The sequence below is a fragment of the Salinibacterium sp. ZJ70 genome (assembly GCF_011751865.2).
Lineage (GTDB): Bacteria > Actinomycetota > Actinomycetes > Actinomycetales > Microbacteriaceae > Homoserinibacter.
In genome coordinates this window covers 1,492,093-1,510,268 of record NZ_CP061770.1, presented here as the reverse complement: position 1 = coordinate 1,510,268, position 18,176 = coordinate 1,492,093, and the positions used below count along the sequence as shown (strand labels likewise).

Sequence of the window (18,176 nt, the reverse complement as noted above, 5' to 3'; positions counted from 1 at the left end):
TGTGAGGCGGGGAAGGAGGTCAGGATGCCGGCACGAGTCGTGCTGCAGCAGGCTGACATCACGCGCGCCCTGACGCGCATCTCACACGAGATCCTCGAGTCCAATCGAGGCGGTTCGGATCTCGTCCTCCTCGGGATCCCGACGCGCGGCGTGGTTCTCGCCCACCGCATCGGCGAGCTGCTCGACGGGTTCGAGCCGGGCTCCGGTGTCGTGGGAACGCTCGACGTGACGATGTACCGCGACGATCTGGATCGCCACCCGACGCGCACCCCGAGCCCCACGGTGCTTCCGCCCGGCGGCATCGACGGCAAGACCGTCGTGCTCGTGGACGATGTCCTCTACTCGGGCCGCACGATCCGAGCTGCCTTGGATGCCATCGGCGACCTCGGGCGCCCGCGTGCGGTGCGGCTCGCTGTGCTGGTCGACCGCGGCCACCGTGAGCTCCCGATCCGCGCCGACTTCGTCGGCAAGAATCTTCCCACCGCGTCCTCCGAGCGCATCTTCGTGCGACTTGCGGAGAGCGACGGCGAGGATTCCGTCTCGATCGAAGGCGGCGCATGAAGCACCTGCTCTCCACCGGCGACCTGAGCCGCGCGCAGGCACTCGAGATCCTCGACGTGGCTGAGGACATGGCCGACGTCGCGACGCGCGCCGTTCCGAAGCTCCCGACGCTGCGCGGCAAGACGGTCGCGAATCTGTTCTTCGAGGACTCGACGCGCACGCGACTGAGCTTCGAGGCGGCAGCGAAGCGCCTCTCGGCCGACGTCATCACCTTCAGCGCGAAGGGCTCCTCCGTCTCGAAGGGCGAGAGCCTCAAGGACACCGCGCAGACGATCGCCGCGATGGGCGTGGACGCCGTCGTCGTGCGGCACTCCGCATCGGGTGCCCCGCAGCTGCTCGCGGAGGCGGGCTGGATCGACGCAGCGATCGTCAACGCGGGCGACGGCACCCACCAGCACCCCACGCAGGCCCTGCTCGACGCGTTCACGATGCGCAAGAAGCTCTTCGGGGCCGACTCGCGCGGACGAGGCCTCGACGGTCTCAACGTGACGATCGTGGGCGACATCCTGCACTCGCGCGTCGCCCGCGCGAACGTCTGGCTGCTCACGACCCTGGGCGCGAACGTGCGCCTGGTGGGGCCGCGCACGCTGCTCCCGGTGGGCGTCGAGACCTGGCCGGTCGAGTTCGGCAGCGACTTCGATGCCGCGATCGACGCCCAGCCGGATGTGCTCATGATGCTGCGCGTGCAGCAGGAGCGCATGCACGCCGCGTTCTTCCCGCACGAGCGGGAGTATTCGAACCAGTGGGGTCTCGGCGACGACAGGTTCCGCCGCCTCGGCACGGATACGATTGTCATGCACCCCGGACCCATGAACCGCGGACTCGAGATCGCGGCATCGGCGGCGGACTCGCCTCAGGCGGTCGTGCTCGACCAGGTCACCAACGGGGTGTCGATTCGAATGGCGGTGCTCTACCTCGTGCTCTCAGGTGGAAACCCGCGGGAGGCTGCGGAATGACGAACCTGCTCATCACGGGAGCGCGCCTCCCCGACGGCACGACGACCGACTTCGTCGTCGCAGACGGCCGGATCGCCGAGCGGGGAACGGGACTCTCGGCGAGCGGCGCCCAGCGCATCGACGCCGACGGCCTCGTCGCGCTCCCGGGTCTCGTCGACCTGCACACGCACCTGCGCGAACCCGGCTTCGAAGCCAGCGAGACGGTGCTCACGGGCACCCGCGCCGCCGCGGCGGGCGGCTTCACGGCGGTCTTCGCGATGGCGAACACGTCGCCGGTCGCCGACACCGCGGGCGTGGTCGAGCAGGTCGCCTCGCTCGGTGCGCAGTACGGGTATGCGACGGTGCGCCCGATCGGCGCGGTGACCGTCGGGCTCGCCGGCGAGCGTCTCTCCGAGATCGGCGCGATGGCGACGTCGCGCGCACAGGTGCGCGTCTTCAGCGACGACGGCAAGTGCGTGCACGACTCGCAGCTCATGCGCCGCGCGCTCGAGTACGTCTCGACGTTCGACGGCGTCATCGCCCAGCACGCCCAGGACCCGCGTCTCACCGAGGGTGCGCAGATGAACGAGGGCGCGCTCGCGTCCGAGCTCGGCCTCGCGGGCTGGCCCGCGGTCGCTGAGGAGTCGATCATCGCGCGCGACGTGCTGCTCGCGGATGCCGTGGGCGCTCGTCTGCACATCTGCCACCTCTCGACCGCCGGCAGTGTCGAGGTGATCCGCTGGGCGAAGGCCCGCGGCATCGCCGTGACGGCCGAGGTCACCCCTCACCACCTCCTCCTCACCGAGCAGCTCATCGCCGACTCCGGCGGGGTGGGGCCGTACACGCGCGGGTATGACGCGCGCTTCAAGGTCAACCCGCCGCTGCGTCGCGATGAGGATGTGCTCGCCCTGCGCGCCGCCCTCGCCGACGGCACGATCGACATCGTCGCGACCGACCACGCTCCGCACCCCGTCGAGACGAAGGAGTGCGCGTGGCAGGAGGCGTCGTTCGGGATGGTCGGCCTCGAGAGCGCGCTCTCGGTCGTGCAGGCCTCGATGGTCGACACGGGGCTCATCGGATGGGCTGACGTGGCGCGTGTGCTGTCGCGCACGCCCGCCGAGATCGGCCGCCTCGACGGCTACGACGCGCCCTTCGAGGTCGGCAGCCCCGCACACCTGACGCTCATCGACCCGTCGGCGTCGAGCATCTTCGATGTCGCCCACCTCAAGGGCAAGGGCGTCAATTCCCCGTTCTTCGGCCGGGAGCTTCCCGGCCGAGTCGTCGCCACGATCCACGGCGGCGTGCCCACCGTGCTCGACGGCGAGCTCCGACCCGCTGAGGAGGTCTCTCATGCTTGACCGTTTCTGGCCCGCGTTCGTGATCGGCGGCATGCTGCTGATCGCGCTCGCCTTCATGTGGCTCGGATGGCGCAACCGCCGCAAGCGACAGGTGCACCTCGATGTCGTCCCGGTCGCTCCCGCTGAGGTCGGCGATGTGCTGCGCACCGAGAAGGCCCTCTATGTGGCGACGACCCTCGCCGACAACCCGCTCGAGCGCGTGGTCGTGGGTGGGCTCGGATTCCGCGCCAAGGCTCTCCTCGAGCTCACGCGCGGCGGCCTCGTTCTGACCCTCGCGGGCAACGTGCCCGCGTTCATCCCGACCGACGACATCTCCGGTGTCGGACTCGCGTCGTGGACGATCGACAAGAGCGTCGGCGACGGGCAGCTCGTGTTCGTGCGCTGGACGCTGGGGGAGACCCTCGTCGACAGCTACTTCCGCGGCGACGACCCTCAGGTGCTCCTCGACGCGCTCACCGCACTCTCGCCGACCGCTCTCGCCGCCGCGCGCGCCGAAGCGGAGGCATCCACCGCAAACCCTGCAGAGAAGGCTTCAGAATGACCCAGACCGACGCAGCCGTCCTCGTCCTGGAGGACGGGACCCGCTACACGGGACGTGCCTACGGCGCGCGCGGGCGCACCCTCGGCGAGGCCGTCTTCGCCACCGGCATGACCGGCTACCAGGAGACCCTCACCGACCCCAGCTACGCCGGGCAGATCGTCGTCATGACGGCGCCCCACATCGGCAACACCGGCGTCAACGACGAAGACCCGGAGTCGCGTCGCATCTGGGTGGCAGGCTATGTCGTCCGCGACCCCAGCCGCGTCGTCTCCAACTTCCGTGCGACCGGATCGCTCGATGACGACCTCGAGCGCAACGGCGTCGTCGGCATCAGCGGCATCGACACCCGCGCGGTGACGCGCCGCCTGCGCGACGCCGGATCGATGCGCGCCGGCATCTTCTCGGGTGAGGACGCGGCGCTCTCCGCCGACGAGCAGCTCGAGATCGTGCGCGCGGCCGCATCCATGGCCGGACAGAACCTCTCCTCGCAGGTGTCGGTCGACATCGCCACGGTGACTCCGGCCCGCGGCGAGCGACTCGGCAACCTCGCCGTGCTCGACCTCGGCGTCAAGCAGTCCACGGTCGACAACCTCGCCGACCGCGGATTCGAGGTGCACGTGCTCCCGCAGGACGTCACGCTCGAGCAGATCCTCGCGATCGAGCCCGTCGCCGTCTTCTACTCGAACGGACCGGGCGACCCTGCGGCAAGCGACGGACACGTCGAGCTGCTGCGCGGTGTGCTGGATGAGAAGCTGCCGTTCTTCGGCATCTGCTTCGGCAACCAGCTGCTCGGTCGTGCGCTCGGCCTCGGCACCTACAAGCTGCCGTTCGGCCACCGCGGCATCAACCAGCCGGTGCTCGACAAGTCGACGGGCCGCGTCGAGATCACGGCCCACAACCACGGCTTCGCCGTCGACGCGCCGACCGAGGGGATCATCGACAGCCCTCACGGCTACGGTCGTCTCGAGGTGAGCCACGTGGGACTCAACGACAACGTCGTCGAGGGCCTGCGTGCGCTCGACATCCCGGCGTTCTCCGTGCAGTACCACCCCGAAGCCGCCGCGGGACCCCGCGACGCCAACTACCTGTTCGACCGGTTCCGCGACATGGTCGCGGCTGACATCGCGAAGAAGAACGACTAGTGCCTAAGCGCCCCGACATCAACAGCGTCCTCGTCATCGGGTCCGGCCCGATCGTCATCGGACAGGCCGCCGAATTCGACTACTCCGGCACCCAGGCGTGCCGCGTTCTGCGCAGCGAAGGAGTGCGCGTCATCCTCGTGAACCCGAACCCGGCCACGATCATGACCGACCCCGACTTCGCCGACGCGACCTACATCGAGCCGATCACGAACGAGATCCTCGAAGCGATCATCATCAAGGAGAAGCCGGACGCGATCCTGCCGACCCTCGGTGGTCAGACGGCCCTCAACGCCGCGATCGCTCTCGACGAAGCCGGCATCCTCGCCAAGCACGGCGTGGAGCTCATCGGCGCGAAGGTCGAAGCCATCAAGAAGGGCGAAGACCGCCAGCTCTTCAAGGATCTCGTGCTCGAGGCGGGCGCCGACGTCGCCAAGTCGTACGTCGTGCACACGCTCGAGGAGGCCCTCGAGGCCGCCGAGGATCTCGGTCTGCCGCTCGTGGTGCGACCCTCCTTCACGATGGGCGGCCTGGGTTCCGGCTTCGCGTACACGCAGGACGAGCTCGTGCGCATGGTCAGTGACGGCCTGCACCAGTCGCCCACCACCGAGGTGCTCCTCGAGGAGTCCATCCTCGGCTGGAAGGAGTACGAGCTCGAGCTCATGCGCGACACGTCCGACAACACGGTCGTCGTCTGCTCGATCGAGAACGTCGACCCCGTCGGCGTGCACACGGGCGACTCCATCACCGTCGCGCCGGCGCTCACCCTCACCGACCGCGAGTTCCAGAACCTGCGCGACATCGGCATCGACATCATCCGCCGCGTGGGTGTCGACACCGGCGGCTGCAACATCCAGTTCGCCATCGACCCCGCAGACGGTCGCGTCATCGTCATCGAGATGAACCCGCGCGTGTCGCGTTCGTCGGCGCTCGCGTCGAAGGCCACGGGCTTCCCGATCGCGAAGATCGCCGCGAAGCTCGCGATCGGCTACCGCCTCGACGAGATCCCCAACGACATCACGAAGGTCACCCCGGCCTCGTTCGAGCCGACCCTCGACTACATCGTCGTCAAGGTTCCGCGCTTCGCGTTCGAGAAGTTCCCGTCCGCGGATGCCACCCTCACGACCACCATGAAGTCGGTCGGCGAGGCGATGGCGATCGGCCGCAACTACTCGACCGCGCTGCAGAAGGCGCTCCGTTCGCTCGAGAAGCGCGGATCGAGCTTCCACTGGGGCGAGCAGACGCACTCGAAGGAGGAGCTCCTCGAGATCTCGAAGACGCCCACCGACGGCCGCATCATCAGCGTGCAGCAGGCGCTGCGCCTGGGGGCCACCGTCGAGGAGGTCTTCGAAGCCACCAAGATCGACCCCTGGTTCATCGACCAGATCGTGCTCATCAACGAGGTTGCAGACCAGATCGCGGCCGCCGACGTGCTCGACGAGTCGCTCTTCCGCCTCGCGAAGGATCACGGCTTCTCGGATGCGCAGATCGCCGAGCTGCGCGGCCTCGCCGAGCAGGATGTGCGCGAGCAGCGCTGGGCCGCGGGCGTGCGCCCCGTCTTCAAGACGGTCGACACGTGCGCGGGCGAGTTCCCTGCCCTCACGCCGTACCACTACTCGAGCTACGACCTCGAGACCGAGGTCGCCCCGAGCGACAAGCGCAAGGTCGTCATCCTCGGCTCCGGCCCCAACCGCATCGGTCAGGGCGTCGAGTTCGACTACTCCTGCGTGCACGCCTCGTTCGCCCTGCACGACGCGGGCTTCGAGACGATCATGATCAACTGCAACCCCGAGACGGTCTCCACCGACTACGACACGAGCGACCGTCTCTACTTCGAGCCGCTCACGCTCGAAGACGTGCTCGAGGTCATCCACGCCGAATCCCAGTCGGGTGAGCTCGTGGGCGTCGTCGTGCAGCTCGGCGGCCAGACAGCCCTCGGTCTCGCCAAGGGCCTCGAGGCGGCGGGCATCCCGATCCTCGGCACCAGCCCGAGCGCGATCGACCTCGCCGAGGAGCGCGGGCTGTTCTCCGAGATCCTCGACCGTGCGCAGCTGTCCGCGCCGCGCAACGGCACCGCCGTCGATGTCGAGAGCGCGGTCGAGATCGCCGAGGGCATCGGATACCCGGTGCTCGTGCGTCCGAGCTACGTGCTCGGCGGACGCGGCATGGAGATCATCTACGACACCCCGAGCGTGCGCGACTACTTCGAGCGCATGAAGGATCAGGCGATCATCGCGCCCGAGTCGCCGCTGCTCGTCGACCGCTTCCTGGATGACGCGGTCGAGATCGACGTCGACGCGCTCTACGACGGCGAGCGTCTCTACGTGGGCGGCATCATGGAGCACCTCGAGGAGGCGGGCGTCCACTCGGGCGACTCCGCCTGCACCCTCCCGCCCGTGACGCTCGGCCGCGCGGTTCTCGATCGCGTCGTCGACGCGACCGGCAAGATCGCCGAGGGCATCGGCGTGCGGGGGCTCCTCAACGTGCAGTTCGCGATCGGCGCGGGCGTGCTCTACGTGCTCGAAGCGAACCCCCGCGCCTCGCGCACGGTGCCGTTCGTCTCGAAGGCGCTCGGCATCCCGCTCGCGAAGGCGGCGTCGCTCATCATGACCGGCAGCTCGATCGACGAGCTCGTCGCCTCGGGCCTGCTCCCGGAGCAGGACGGCGCGAACGTGCCGCTCGACGCCCCCGTCTCCGTCAAGGAGGCCGTGCTGCCGTTCAAGCGCTTCCGCACGACCGACGGTCACGTCGTCGACTCGGTGCTCGGCCCGGAGATGCGCTCCACCGGCGAGGTCATGGGCATCGACGCGAACTTCCCGCGTGCCTTCGCCAAGAGCCAGGATGCCGCCTACGGCGGACTCCCGGACTCGGGAACGGTGTTCGTATCGGTCGCCGACCGCGACAAGCGCGCGATCGTGCTCCCGGTGCTGCGTCTGCAGCAGCTCGGCTTCGACATCGTCGCCACGGAGGGCACCGCCGAGGTGCTCGCCCGCAACGGCATCCGCGTCGCCACGGTGCAGAAGTTCTCGATGGGTCAGGGCGGCGAGGAGACGGTCGTCGACCTCATCAACGCCGGGAAGATCGACATCGTCGTGAACACGCCGAGCGGTCGCAGCGCGCGCGCTGACGGCCTCGAGATCCGCACCGCGACCGTTGCCGCCGACAAGCCGCTCTTCACGACCATCGCCCTGCTCGGCGCGGCCGTGGGATCGCTTGAGTCACGCAACCAGCCGGTGAGCGTCCGCAGCCTCCAGGATTACGCCGCCGACCGCGCCGCACGCGTGCGAGCGGCCGGATGACGAACGGGTTCGCTGATCGGATCCGCGCCGCGATTGCGGAGCGCGGTCCGCTGTGCGTCGGCATCGATCCGCACAGCCCCCTGCTCGCGGAGTGGGGGCTGACGGATGACGCGGCAGGCGTGCGGGAGTTCGGTCTGCGCGTCGTCGATGCGGCCTCGGGTCGCGTCGCGGTCGTCAAGCCGCAGGTGGCGTTCTTCGAGCGCCACGGCGCGGCCGGCTATGCGGCTCTCGAGGAGGTTCTCGCCGCGGCTCGAGCGGCGGACCTCCTCGTGATCGCCGATGCGAAGCGCGGCGACGTCGGATCGACGGTGGACGCGTACGGCGAGGCGTGGCTCACGCCCGGCGGCTCGCTCGAGGCCGACGCGATGACGGCCGTCGCCTATCAGGGCTTCGGCTCGCTCGACGGCGTGCTCGCACGTGCGGAGGCAGTCGATAAGGGCGTCTTCGTGCTCGCGGCGACCTCGAACCCGGAGAGCGCGGCCATTCAGGCGCAGCGCGACGGCTCGGGCGAGACCATCGCGGCGTCGATCGTGCGCCAGGCCTCGGAGCGCTCCGGAACGGCAGGCGTCGTCGTCGGCGCCACGATCTCGTTCTCCGAACTCGGACTCAGTGCCGAGCAGCTGCAGAACCTCATCATCCTCGCGCCCGGGTTCGGGGCGCAGGGTGCCGTGCTCGCGGATGGCCCCGCGCTCTTCGGCTCGGCCATCGGGGGAGTGCTCGCATCCGTGTCGCGCAGCATCCTGAGTGCCGGCCCCGACGGCATCGCCCAGGCGATCGCGCAGGCGAATGACGAGGTGGCAACGTGGGCGAAGTGACGATGCCGGAGGTCGATCGCGCTGCCGCAGGGCGTGCCGCCGTGGCCGCGCGCCGCGCGCGGGCTGCTGTGAAGGCGTCCGTGCACAAGCGCGAGCGCCGCGCACTCGATGTCGCTCACGCCGCGTGGGCCGACCCGTCGTCTCCCGAAGGCACCCTGCGCGTGCGCGAGCTGCTCACGAGCATCCCGGGCATCGGCCCCACGCGTGTCGCCCGCATCATGGATGAGCTCGGGATCGCCGAGGCGAAGCGCGTCGGCGGGCTCGGTGCGCGCCAGCGCGTCAAGCTCGACGCCTGGCTCACCGCGCGCGAAGGCGCCGCGCGCCGCTCCGAGAGCCGCCTCGTCGTGCTCGCCGGGCCGACCGCGGTCGGCAAGGGCACCGTCTCGGCCTATATCCGTGACAACTACCCCGACGTGCACCTCAGCATCTCGGCGACGACGCGCGCGCCGCGTCCGGGCGAGATCGACGGCAAGCACTACTACTTCCTCTCCGACGCCGAGTTCGATCGGATGGTCGAGGCGGGGGAGTTCCTCGAGTGGGCGACCGTGCACAACGCCTCCCGCTACGGCACCCCGCGTCCGCCGATCGATGCCGCGATCCGCGAGGGCCGCAGCGTGCTGCTCGAGATCGACCTGCAGGGCGCTCGCGCCGTCAAGAAGGCGATGCCGGAGGCGCTTCTGGTGTTCCTGCTGCCCCCGTCGTGGGAGGAGCTCGTGCGCCGGCTGACCGGCCGCGGCACCGAATCGCCCGCCGAACAGACCCGCCGTCTCGAGACCGCGAAGGTCGAACTCGCCGCCCAGGACGAGTTCGATGTGAAGATCGTCAACCATGAAGTCAGCCGAGCGGCGCAGGACGTCGTAGAATTGCTGGCAGTGCCCGGAACGATTCCGCGCGCACGCGAACGTGAGGAGCTCCCCAATGGCTGATAACAAGGGAATCATCGACCCGCCGATCGACGAACTGCTGTCGCGTGTCGACTCGAAGTACCAGCTCGTGATCTTCGCGTCGAAGCGCGCTCGCCAGATCAACGACTACTACGCCGACCTGCACGAGGGCTCGCTCTTCGACAACGTCGGCCCGCTCGTCGACTCGACGATCGACGACAAGCCGCTGTCGGTCGCGCTCCACGAGATCAACGAGGACAAGCTCGTCCTCGCGCCTCTCGCCGACTGATCCCTCTCGATCGTCGTCGCGCCCATGGGTGACGCGTTGCGCATCGTCGTCGGCATCGCCGGCGGCATCGCTGCGTATAAGGCTGTCGGCGTCGTGCGCGAGTTCGTTCGCCGCGGACACGACGTGCATGTGGTCGCGACGCGGTCGGCGCTCGAGTTCGTCGGTCGTCCGACGCTCGAGGCGATCAGCCGCAACCCGGTCCAGACGGAGCTCTTCGAGGGTGTCGCCGAGGTGCGCCACGTCGCACTCGGCCAGTCCGCCGACCTGATCGTGGTCGCTCCGGCGACCGCCAACACGCTCGCGAAGATCACCGCGGGCCTCTCCGACGACCTGCTCGGCACGACGATCCTCGCCTCCGAGGCGCCTCTCGTGGTCGCGCCGGCGATGCACACCGAGATGTGGCAGAACCCGGCGACGCAGCACAACATCGAGACGCTCCGTTCACGCGGCGTCCACATCGTCGGCCCCGCCTCGGGCCAGCTGACCGGCACCGATTCGGGTGTGGGCCGCATGGCCGAGCCCGTCGAGATCGCGCAGGCGGCTCTCGCCCTCGTCGGACCGCGGGACCTCGTCGGTCGGCGGATCGTCGTGAGCGCCGGCGGCACCCGCGAGCCGCTCGACCCCGTGCGGTTCCTCGGCAATCGTTCGAGCGGCAAGCAGGGCGTCGCACTCGCGCAGGCAGCTGCCGCTCGAGGCGCCGATGTCGTCCTCGTCGCGGCGCACCTCGAGGTGCCCGCCCCGTTGGGGGTCACGCTCCGCCAGGTCGAGACCGCCGCGCAGCTCCGTGATGCGATGCGCGACGAGGCCGCCTCTGCCGACATCGTCATCATGGCCGCGGCTGTCGCGGACTACCGTCCCGAGACCGTCGCGGACGCCAAGATCAAGAAGGAGACGCAGGGCGACGAGCTCGTGCTTCGTCTCGTGAAGAACCCCGACATCCTCGCCGAGCTCGCCGCGGCGCGCCCGCGCGAGCAGCTGGTGATCGGCTTCGCCGCCGAGACCGAGCCCGACGACGACACCCTCATCGCCCTCGGCCGCGCCAAGATCGCGCGCAAGGGCTGCGACCTTCTCGTCCTCAACAGGGTCGGCTGGAGCGAGGGCTTCGCAACCGAGAGCAACAGCATCGTCATCCTGTCGCAGGCGGGCGATATAGTGACCGAGTCCCGGGGTACGAAGCTCGAGGTCGCCCATGCGATCCTCGACGTCGTCCGCTGACCCACCCCCTCCGAAACACTGAAACAGGCTGTCCGTGAGCACTTCTCTGCGTCTCTTCACCTCCGAATCCGTCACCGAGGGGCACCCGGACAAGCTCTGCGACCAGGTGAGCGACTCGATCCTCGATGCGATCCTCAGGGTCGACCCTCGCGCACGCGTCGCGGTCGAGACTCTCGTGACCACCGGACTCGTGCACGTCGCTGGTGAGGTCACCACGAGCGGCTATGTCGAGATCCCGCAGATCGTGCGCAAGTGCATCACCGATATCGGCTACGACTCCTCGGATGTCTGGTTCGACGGGCGCTCCTGCGGCGTCTCGGTGTCGATCGGCGGCCAGTCGCCCGACATCGCACAGGGCGTCGACTCTGCGTTCGAGACCCGCGAGGGCACGAGCATCGACGACCTCGACAAGCAGGGCGCCGGCGACCAGGGCATCATGTTCGGCTACGCGACCCGCGAGACGCCCGAGCTCATGCCGCTTCCCATCTGGCTCGCGCACCGCCTCGCCGAGCGCCTCAGCGAGGTGCGTCACCAGGAGATCGTGGACTACCTGCGTCCCGACGGCAAGACGCAGGTGACGGTCGGCTACGACGGCGTCACGCCGAAGACGATCGAGACCGTCGTCATGTCAGCTCAGCACTCGCCGAAGGTCACCAACGAGCAGATCCGCCGCGAGCTCTTCGAACTCGTGGTCGAGCCCGTCCTCGAACGCGTCGATCTTCCCTGGCGCGACGCCGAGCGCTACATCAACCCCACCGGCCGTTTCGAGATCGGCGGACCGCAGGGCGATGCCGGCCTCACGGGCCGCAAGATCATCGTCGACACCTACGGCGGAGCTTCGCGCCACGGCGGCGGCGCCTTCTCGGGCAAAGACCCGTCGAAGGTCGATCGCTCGGCGGCCTACGCGATGCGCTGGGTGGCGAAGAACGCTGTCGCCGCGGGCCTCGCTGAGCGCCTCGAGGTGCAGGTTGCCTATGCCATCGGCAAGGCGGCGCCCGTCGGACTCTACGTGGAGACGTTCGGCACGGGAGTCATCCCCGATGAGGACATCACGCGCGCGATCCGCGAGGTGTTCGATCTGCGTCCCGCAGCGATCATCCGCGACCTCGATCTGCTGCGGCCGATCTACGCGCAGACGGCTGCCTACGGTCACTTCGGCCGTGAGCTCCCCGATTTCACGTGGGAGCGCACCGACCGCGTCGACGATCTGCGCAGCGCTGCCGGACTGTGATCGTGGAGGCGGCTGACGCTTCGCGCGCTGAGCCGCCGACGATCGCGCGCGTCATCCTCGAGACGCCGCTCCCGCAGCTCGACCGTCTGCTCGACTACCGCATCCCGGAGGGGATGCAGGGCGTCGTGCCGGGTGTGCGCGTGTCGGTGCCTCTGCGCAGCGCGCAGCGGATGACGCAGGGCTTCGTCGTGGAGCTCGCCGAGCAGCAGGAGTTCCCCGGGCCTCTGTCCGACATCGATGCGCTCGTCTCGACGGTCGAGGTGCTGCGTCCCGAGGTCTGGCGTCTGGCGCGTGCCGTCGCCGACCGCGCCGCGGGTTCCGCGATCGACGTGCTGCGACTTGCGATCCCGAAGCGGCAGGTGCGCGTCGAGAAGTCCTGGCTCGCGGCTCGCGAGGCCGGCAAGCTCGGCCCGGCGCCCCTCACAGGCGACGCGCCCGACGTCGACGGCTACGACGCCGACGCGATCGCCGCGCTGCTCGCGGGCGGGCGCTCGGCCCTGTCGGTCGATTCGGGGGTCGTGCAGGTGGGCGACGTGTGGGTCGGGCGCTGGGCACGCACCCTCGGCCAACTCGCCGCGCGCACCGTGCACGGGGGAGCGTCCGCGATTCTCGTCGTGCCCGACCACCGCGACGCCCGACAGGTCGAGGCGGTGCTCGCATCGATCCTGCCTGCTGACCGCATCGTGCGCATCGACGCCTCCCAGCCCGATCCCGAGCGCTACCGCGGCATGCTGCGGGCGATGGGGGAGCAGCCGGTCGTGATCCTCGGCAACCGGTCCGCCGTCTACGCGCCCTCCGCGAACCTGGGCCTGCTCGCGATCTGGAACGACGGCGATCCGCTGCTGTCGGAGCCTCTCGCGCCCTACGTGCACGCTCGCGACGCGGCCCTCGTGCGCCGCGAGCAGCAGGGGTGCGCCCTCGTCTTCGCCGGGCACACCCGCACCACCGAGGTGCAGAGGCTCGTCGAGCTCGGCTGGCTCACCGAGCTCGCACCGAGGCGGCCTCGGCATCCGCGCGTCGTCGCCACGGCGCACGCCAACACCTCCGAAGCCGACCAGTACGCGCGCATCCCGAGCATGGCCTGGCGAGAGGCCGCCGAGGCGGTGAAGAAGGGCCCCGTGCTCGTGCAGGTGGCGCGGCCGGGATACTCGCCGGGTCTCAAATGCGGCGAGTGCGGGATGGCGGCACGCTGCCGCCGATGCACGGGCCCGCTGCGGCAGCCGCGGCAGGGGGCGCTGCCCGAGTGTCTGTGGTGCGGCGTCCCCGAGCGCTCCTTCCGCTGCGCCGATTGCAGCTCGTCGAAGCTCGCGCGGGTGGGGTCGGGCACCGTACGCACCGCAGATGAGCTCGGACGCGCCTTCCCCGGCGCGCGCATCGTGATCGCCGACGGTGAGCGCCGCATCCTCGAGGTCGACGCGCGGCCCGCGCTGGTCGTCGCAACGCGCGGTGCCGAGCCGATCGCAGCGGGCGGCTATCGCGCGGTGCTGCTGCTCGACGGCGAGCGGATGGTGGCGCGCGAGACGCTGCGCATCGCGGAGGACTGCGTGCGGTGGTGGTCCGACGCCGCGGCTCTCGCATCCGACGACGCGAAGGTGATGCTCGTGGGCGTCGGCGGCCGCCTGGCCACGGCTCTCGGAACGGGCAACGTCGTCGCCTTCGCGCGTGCCGAGCTCGAGGACCGCCGGGCGCTTTCGTTCCCACCTGCGGTGCGGGTGGCGACGCTCGATGGGTTCCCCGACGCCGTCGCCGCGGCGCGTGAGGCTCTGCCTCCTGAGGCGCAGATGCTCGGTGAGCGGGTCGTCGAGGGCAGAGCCCGCGCGATCATCCGCTTCGACTACGGCGCAGGTGCCGCGGTGGCTCGCGCCGTGCGCGGCGAGATCATCAAGCAGGCCGCGAACCGGCGCAAGCCCGTGCCGGGCATGAAACGCGAAGGTCGCCAGGTGCTGCCGCTGCGTGCGCGCTTCGACGATCCCGAGCCGTTCGAAGAGGGCTGACAGTCTCAACCGCGCGGGCAGGGCAGAATCGAAGGATGCCCCTTCGCATCGTCTTCGCCGGGAGTCCTTCCGCGGCTGTCCCGAGCCTGCGCGCCCTTCTCGACGGACCGCACGAGGTCGTGGCGGTCGTCACACGCGAGGACGCCCCTCAGGGGCGCAAGCGCGTGCTCACGCAGACGCCGGTCGCCGATCTCGCCGACGAGGCGGGGGTGCCCGTCATCAAGGCCAACCGGCTGTCGACGGTGGCAGACGAGCTCCTCGCACTGAACGCGGATCTCGGTGTCGTCGTCGCGTACGGCGGCCTCATCCGGGAGCCGATCCTCTCCGCGCCCGAGCACGGATGGATCAACCTGCACTTCTCGCTCCTTCCGCGCTGGCGCGGCGCCGCCCCCGTGCAGCGGGCGATCATCGCCGGCGACGCCGAGTCGGGTGCCGCCGTGTTCCAGCTCGTGGAGGAGCTGGATGCGGGCCCCGTCTTCGCGATGGAGGCGACGCCCATCGGCGCCCTTCAGACGGCAGGCCACCTGCTCGAGCAGCTGAGCGTCTCGGGTGCGCAGCTGCTTGCGCGCGTCGTCGATGACATCGCCGCAGGCACAGCGGAATCGACGGAGCAGGACGGCGAGGTGACGCTCGCGCCGAAGCTCGCTCTCGAGGACGGCCGGATCGATTGGACGCGCCCGGCCTCCGAGGTGTTCGCCCGGATGCGGGGCGTCACGCCCGAGCCGGGTGCCACGACGCTGCTCGATGGCGAGCGCTTCAAGATCCATGAGGCGGCGATCGCGCACGATGCGCCCACGCTTGCCCCCGGCGTGCTCGCGCTCCGAGGCAGGGCGGTGCATGTCGGCACGGGGGACGTGCCGCTCGAGCTGATCCAGGTGCAGCCGGCTGGCAAGAAGGCGATGAATGCCGCCGACTGGTGGCGTGGGCGCACGGCCGAGGCGACGGTGTTCGCATGAGTCGCATCCAGCCCGCGCGTCGGGTGGCCTTCGACGTCCTGAACGCTGTTCAGGAGAGCGACGCGTACGCGAACCTCCTGCTGCCGGTGCGCATCCGCGACGCGAAGCTCGACGGCGCCGACGCCGGCTTCGCCACCGAGATCGTGTACGGCACGCTGCGGATGCAGGGCTACTACGACCGCATCCTCGAACTCGTGACGAAGCGCCCGATCACCAAGCTCGATGCACCCGTGCGCAGCGTGCTGCGGATGAGCACCCACCAGCTGCTCGGCATGCGCGTCGCCCCGCACGCCGTTCTGTCGGAGGCTGTGGAACTCGTGAAGAAGGCCCGCGTGGGCTCGGCCGCCGGGTTTGTGAACGGCGTGCTCCGCACCATCTCGCGGTCGGATGCCGACACGTGGCGCGAGCGCGCGCTCGAGGGGCTCTCGGGGGATGCGCGGCTCGCGGTCGAGCACGCCCACCCGACCTGGGTCGTCGGCGCACTGCGCGCGTCGCTCGAGCAGGAGGGCGCGGGCGATGAGCTCGAGGCGCTCCTCGCCGCCGACAACGTCGCCCCCCGTGTCGCCTTCGCGGCACTCCCGGGCTTCGCGGATGCCGCGGAGCTCGCCGCGGGCGAGACGTTCGAGCCGGGCCATCTGTCTCCCGTCGCACTCGCCTCCACGGGCGGCGACCCTGCGCGCATCGCCGAGGTCGCCGCCGGTCGGGTGCGGGTGCAGGATGAGGGCTCGCAGCTCGCCGCTCTCGCGCTGACCCGTGTGCGCCCCGTCGCCGCGGGGGAGTCGTGGCTCGACGTGTGCGCGGGCCCGGGGGGCAAGGCCGCCCTGCTCGCCGCCGAAGCACACCTCGGAGGCGCGCACCTGACGGCCAACGAGGTCGTCCCCGCCCGCGCAGGTCTCGTGCGCAACGCTCTCGCCGTGTTCGGCGATGGTCCGGATGCACCCGTCGTCGTGGAGGGCGACGGTCGCCGCTTCGGCGACGAGCCTGCGCGCTTCGACCGCATCCTGCTCGATGCGCCGTGCACGGGGCTCGGGGCTCTGCGGCGCCGGCCTGAGGCGCGGTGGCGCAAATCCGCCGCCGATCTGGCGGACCTGGTCGCGCTGCAGACGCAGCTCATCGACGCCGCGGTCGCCGCTCTCGCGCCGGGTGGCGTCCTCGCCTATGTGACGTGCTCGCCGCATCCGGACGAGACGCACGCGCAGGTGGAGGCCGCTCTCGAGCGCCACCCGCAGCTGCGCCGCATCGACACACCCGAGGTGCTCTCGCGGGTGGCGATCGCTCCACTCCAGCTCGCCCCGGGGGAGTCGGCCCAGCTGTGGCCGCATCGCAACGGAACGGATGCGATGTTCATCCAGCTCCTCACTACGGTGGAGGCATGACCACCGCCCGCATCCAGCCGAGCATCCTGTCCGCCGACTTCGCGAACATGCAGGCCGAGGTGGAGCGCATCCGGAACGCGGACGGGGTGCATGTCGACGTCATGGACAACCACTTCGTGCCGAACCTCACGTTCGGCCCCCAGATGGTCGAGGCGGTGCAGCGCGTCTCGCCGATCCCGCTGGACGTGCACCTGATGATCTCGGATGCCGACCGCTGGGCCCCGGGCTACGCAGAGCTGGGTGCGTTCTCGGTGACGTTCCACGCCGAGGCGACCGAGAATCCCGTCGCTCTCGCCCGCCGCATCCGCGCGATCGGGTCGCGCGCGTCGATCGCGTTCAAGCCCGGTACCGCGGTGGAGCCCTACCTCGACCTGCTTCCCGAGTTCGATCAGGTGCTCGTGATGACGGTCGAGCCCGGATTCGGCGGCCAGAGCTTCATGCCCGACATGATGCCGAAGCTGCGCACCCTGCGCGCCGCGTCCGAGCGCCACGGCATCGACCTGTGGCTGCAGGTGGACGGCGGCATCGCCCTCGACACGATTGCGATCGCGGCCGAAGCGGGCGCGGACACCTTCGTCGCAGGCTCCGCCGTCTACGGCGCCGCCGACATCGACGCCGCGATCACGGGCCTCCGCGACGCCGCACTCGGCGCGCACGCGCACTGAGGCGATGATGACGACCGGCGCCGTTCGACCAGCTGCGCCTCGCGACGCTGATGAGCTCGCCGAGCTGCACGTCGAGACCTGGCGCCAGACGTACGCTCACCTGCTTCCGCCGGATTTCTTCTCAGAGGCGCATCTCGACGCCCGCCGCGACATGTGGCGCGCCGCCCTCGGCGCGGAGCACCACGACATCATCCGGGTCGCCGAGCACGACTCCCGCATCGTCGGATTCGCGTGGGTGGGGGAATCCTCCGAGGAGGATCGTCCGTTCGCGCCCCGTCAGCTGAAGGCGCTCTACGTCGACGCGGCTCTGCACGGCTCGGGCGTCGGTCAGCGACTGTTCGATGCGGTCCGAGGAGAAGGCCCGCTGGTGCTCTGGGTACTGCGTGACAATGCCCGAGCGATCGCCTTCTACGAACGGAACGGCTTCCGGCGTGACGGCTTCGAGCGTCCGACGCGCACCATCAGCGAGTTCGTGATCTGCCGGATGGTCCGCGCGGCGCAGCCGGCGGCCCCATCTGAGAGACTGGACCAATGACTGACAAGACGAAGCCCGAGATCGATTTCATCGAGGGCGAAGCCCCCACCGACCTCGTCATCACCGACCTCGAGGTCGGCACCGGCGCCGAGGCGTACCCCGGCGCGACCGTCGATGTGCACTACGTGGGCGTCGACTTCGAGACCGGCGAGCAGTTCGACGCGAGCTGGGACCGCGGCGCGTCGATCCAGTTCCCGCTGTCGGGCCTCATCAAGGGCTGGCAGGAGGGCATCCCCGGCATGAAGGTCGGCGGTCGTCGCCAGCTCGTGTGCCCGCCCGCCATGGCGTACGGTCCCGCGGGTTCCGGTCACCGACTCGGCGGACGCACGCTCGTCTTCGTGATCGACCTGCTCGACGTCAAGTAACCGGGCCCGCGCCCGGTA

General features: G+C 70.1%; 17 protein-coding genes. All 17 read left to right on the top strand.

The annotated features are described in order from the left end of the window. Positions 1 to 24 precede the first annotated feature (24 nt). Genes pyrR through HCR12_RS07045 form a run of 17 tightly spaced genes read left to right on the top strand, consistent with a single transcriptional unit; the run spans position 25 to position 18,158 of the window. Positions 25 to 561 carry a bifunctional pyr operon transcriptional regulator/uracil phosphoribosyltransferase PyrR gene (gene pyrR / locus HCR12_RS07125; protein WP_166864526.1) on the top strand — a complete coding sequence of 179 codons (537 nt, stop codon included), beginning with the start codon at positions 25 to 27 and terminating at the stop codon, positions 559 to 561. Next, positions 558 to 1,517 (top strand): aspartate carbamoyltransferase catalytic subunit, encoded by a 960-nt coding sequence (locus HCR12_RS07120; protein WP_166864522.1) that lies wholly within the window; start codon positions 558 to 560, stop codon positions 1,515 to 1,517. Before pyrR ends, HCR12_RS07120 begins: the two co-directional genes overlap by 4 nt. Beyond that, the gene (locus HCR12_RS07115) at positions 1,514 to 2,854 is read left to right on the top strand and encodes a dihydroorotase (protein WP_166864519.1); all 1,341 of its coding nucleotides are present in this window, start codon (positions 1,514 to 1,516) and stop codon (positions 2,852 to 2,854) included. Before HCR12_RS07120 ends, HCR12_RS07115 begins: the two co-directional genes overlap by 4 nt. After that, on the top strand, positions 2,847 to 3,395 hold the full coding sequence (locus HCR12_RS07110; protein ID WP_166864516.1) for a PH-like domain-containing protein: 549 nt from the start codon (positions 2,847 to 2,849) through the stop codon (positions 3,393 to 3,395). Before HCR12_RS07115 ends, HCR12_RS07110 begins: the two co-directional genes overlap by 8 nt. Beyond that, positions 3,392 to 4,537, top strand: a complete 1,146-nt coding sequence (gene carA / locus HCR12_RS07105; RefSeq protein WP_166864513.1) for a glutamine-hydrolyzing carbamoyl-phosphate synthase small subunit — start codon at positions 3,392 to 3,394, stop codon at positions 4,535 to 4,537. The genes HCR12_RS07110 and carA overlap by 4 nt, the downstream gene beginning before the upstream one ends. Continuing rightward, a complete protein-coding gene (gene carB, locus HCR12_RS07100) occupies positions 4,537 to 7,833 on the top strand; it encodes a carbamoyl-phosphate synthase large subunit (protein WP_166864510.1) in 3,297 nt (1,098 codons plus the stop codon). The genes carA and carB overlap by 1 nt, the downstream gene beginning before the upstream one ends. Then, the gene (pyrF, locus tag HCR12_RS07095; RefSeq protein WP_166864506.1) at positions 7,830 to 8,648 is read left to right on the top strand and encodes an orotidine-5'-phosphate decarboxylase; all 819 of its coding nucleotides are present in this window, start codon (positions 7,830 to 7,832) and stop codon (positions 8,646 to 8,648) included. The genes carB and pyrF overlap by 4 nt, the downstream gene beginning before the upstream one ends. A 2-nt stretch (positions 8,649 to 8,650) precedes the next feature. Continuing rightward, entirely contained in the window at positions 8,651 to 9,574 is a 924-nt protein-coding gene (gmk, locus tag HCR12_RS07090) for a guanylate kinase (RefSeq protein WP_166867218.1), read from the top strand. Then, the gene (gene rpoZ, locus HCR12_RS07085; protein WP_166864504.1) at positions 9,567 to 9,821 is read left to right on the top strand and encodes a DNA-directed RNA polymerase subunit omega; all 255 of its coding nucleotides are present in this window, start codon (positions 9,567 to 9,569) and stop codon (positions 9,819 to 9,821) included. Before gmk ends, rpoZ begins: the two co-directional genes overlap by 8 nt. Before the next feature lie 24 nt (positions 9,822 to 9,845). Continuing rightward, entirely contained in the window at positions 9,846 to 11,036 is a 1,191-nt protein-coding gene (coaBC, locus tag HCR12_RS07080; RefSeq protein ID WP_224763301.1) for a bifunctional phosphopantothenoylcysteine decarboxylase/phosphopantothenate--cysteine ligase CoaBC, read from the top strand. Between the two features lie 34 nt (positions 11,037 to 11,070). Beyond that, positions 11,071 to 12,267, top strand: coding sequence for a methionine adenosyltransferase (gene metK, locus HCR12_RS07075; protein WP_166864499.1), 1,197 nt, complete (start codon positions 11,071 to 11,073; stop codon positions 12,265 to 12,267). A gap of 2 nt (positions 12,268 to 12,269) precedes the next feature. Continuing rightward, complete coding sequence (locus tag HCR12_RS07070) at positions 12,270 to 14,261, top strand: primosomal protein N' family DNA-binding protein (RefSeq protein WP_191412316.1); 1,992 nt, start codon at positions 12,270 to 12,272, stop codon at positions 14,259 to 14,261. Positions 14,262 to 14,296: 35 nt separating this feature from the next. Then, positions 14,297 to 15,217, top strand: a complete 921-nt coding sequence (gene fmt, locus HCR12_RS07065) for a methionyl-tRNA formyltransferase (protein WP_166864494.1) — start codon at positions 14,297 to 14,299, stop codon at positions 15,215 to 15,217. Further along, the gene (locus HCR12_RS07060; protein ID WP_166864490.1) at positions 15,214 to 16,593 is read left to right on the top strand and encodes an RsmB/NOP family class I SAM-dependent RNA methyltransferase; all 1,380 of its coding nucleotides are present in this window, start codon (positions 15,214 to 15,216) and stop codon (positions 16,591 to 16,593) included. Before fmt ends, HCR12_RS07060 begins: the two co-directional genes overlap by 4 nt. Further along, the gene (gene rpe / locus HCR12_RS07055) at positions 16,590 to 17,258 is read left to right on the top strand and encodes a ribulose-phosphate 3-epimerase (RefSeq protein ID WP_166864487.1); all 669 of its coding nucleotides are present in this window, start codon (positions 16,590 to 16,592) and stop codon (positions 17,256 to 17,258) included. The genes HCR12_RS07060 and rpe overlap by 4 nt, the downstream gene beginning before the upstream one ends. Before the next feature lie 7 nt (positions 17,259 to 17,265). Beyond that, on the top strand, positions 17,266 to 17,793 hold the full coding sequence (locus HCR12_RS07050; RefSeq protein ID WP_370589299.1) for a GNAT family N-acetyltransferase: 528 nt from the start codon (positions 17,266 to 17,268) through the stop codon (positions 17,791 to 17,793). Beyond that, positions 17,790 to 18,158 (top strand): FKBP-type peptidyl-prolyl cis-trans isomerase, encoded by a 369-nt coding sequence (locus tag HCR12_RS07045; RefSeq protein ID WP_166864481.1) that lies wholly within the window; start codon positions 17,790 to 17,792, stop codon positions 18,156 to 18,158. The genes HCR12_RS07050 and HCR12_RS07045 overlap by 4 nt, the downstream gene beginning before the upstream one ends. Positions 18,159 to 18,176 lie beyond the last annotated feature (18 nt).

Bases quoted from the DNA above. Each gene is read 5' to 3' on its own strand.
- carA (WP_166864513.1), top strand. From the start codon at position 3,392: ATGACCCAGACCGACGCAGCCGTCCTCGTCCTGGAGGACGGGACCCGC.
- HCR12_RS07115 (WP_166864519.1), top strand. From the start codon at position 1,514: ATGACGAACCTGCTCATCACGGGAGCGCGCCTCCCCGACGGCACGACG.
- fmt (WP_166864494.1), top strand. From the start codon at position 14,297: ATGCCCCTTCGCATCGTCTTCGCCGGGAGTCCTTCCGCGGCTGTCCCG.
- gmk (WP_166867218.1), top strand. From the start codon at position 8,651: ATGCCGGAGGTCGATCGCGCTGCCGCAGGGCGTGCCGCCGTGGCCGCG.
- rpe (WP_166864487.1), top strand. From the start codon at position 16,590: ATGACCACCGCCCGCATCCAGCCGAGCATCCTGTCCGCCGACTTCGCG.
- HCR12_RS07050 (WP_370589299.1), top strand. From the start codon at position 17,266: ATGACGACCGGCGCCGTTCGACCAGCTGCGCCTCGCGACGCTGATGAG.
- HCR12_RS07120 (WP_166864522.1), top strand. From the start codon at position 558: ATGAAGCACCTGCTCTCCACCGGCGACCTGAGCCGCGCGCAGGCACTC.
- pyrR (WP_166864526.1), top strand. From the start codon at position 25: ATGCCGGCACGAGTCGTGCTGCAGCAGGCTGACATCACGCGCGCCCTG.
- HCR12_RS07060 (WP_166864490.1), top strand. From the start codon at position 15,214: ATGAGTCGCATCCAGCCCGCGCGTCGGGTGGCCTTCGACGTCCTGAAC.
- HCR12_RS07045 (WP_166864481.1), top strand. From the start codon at position 17,790: ATGACTGACAAGACGAAGCCCGAGATCGATTTCATCGAGGGCGAAGCC.
- HCR12_RS07110 (WP_166864516.1), top strand. From the start codon at position 2,847: ATGCTTGACCGTTTCTGGCCCGCGTTCGTGATCGGCGGCATGCTGCTG.
- pyrF (WP_166864506.1), top strand. From the start codon at position 7,830: ATGACGAACGGGTTCGCTGATCGGATCCGCGCCGCGATTGCGGAGCGC.
- rpoZ (WP_166864504.1), top strand. From the start codon at position 9,567: ATGGCTGATAACAAGGGAATCATCGACCCGCCGATCGACGAACTGCTG.
- coaBC (WP_224763301.1), top strand. From the start codon at position 9,846: ATGGGTGACGCGTTGCGCATCGTCGTCGGCATCGCCGGCGGCATCGCT.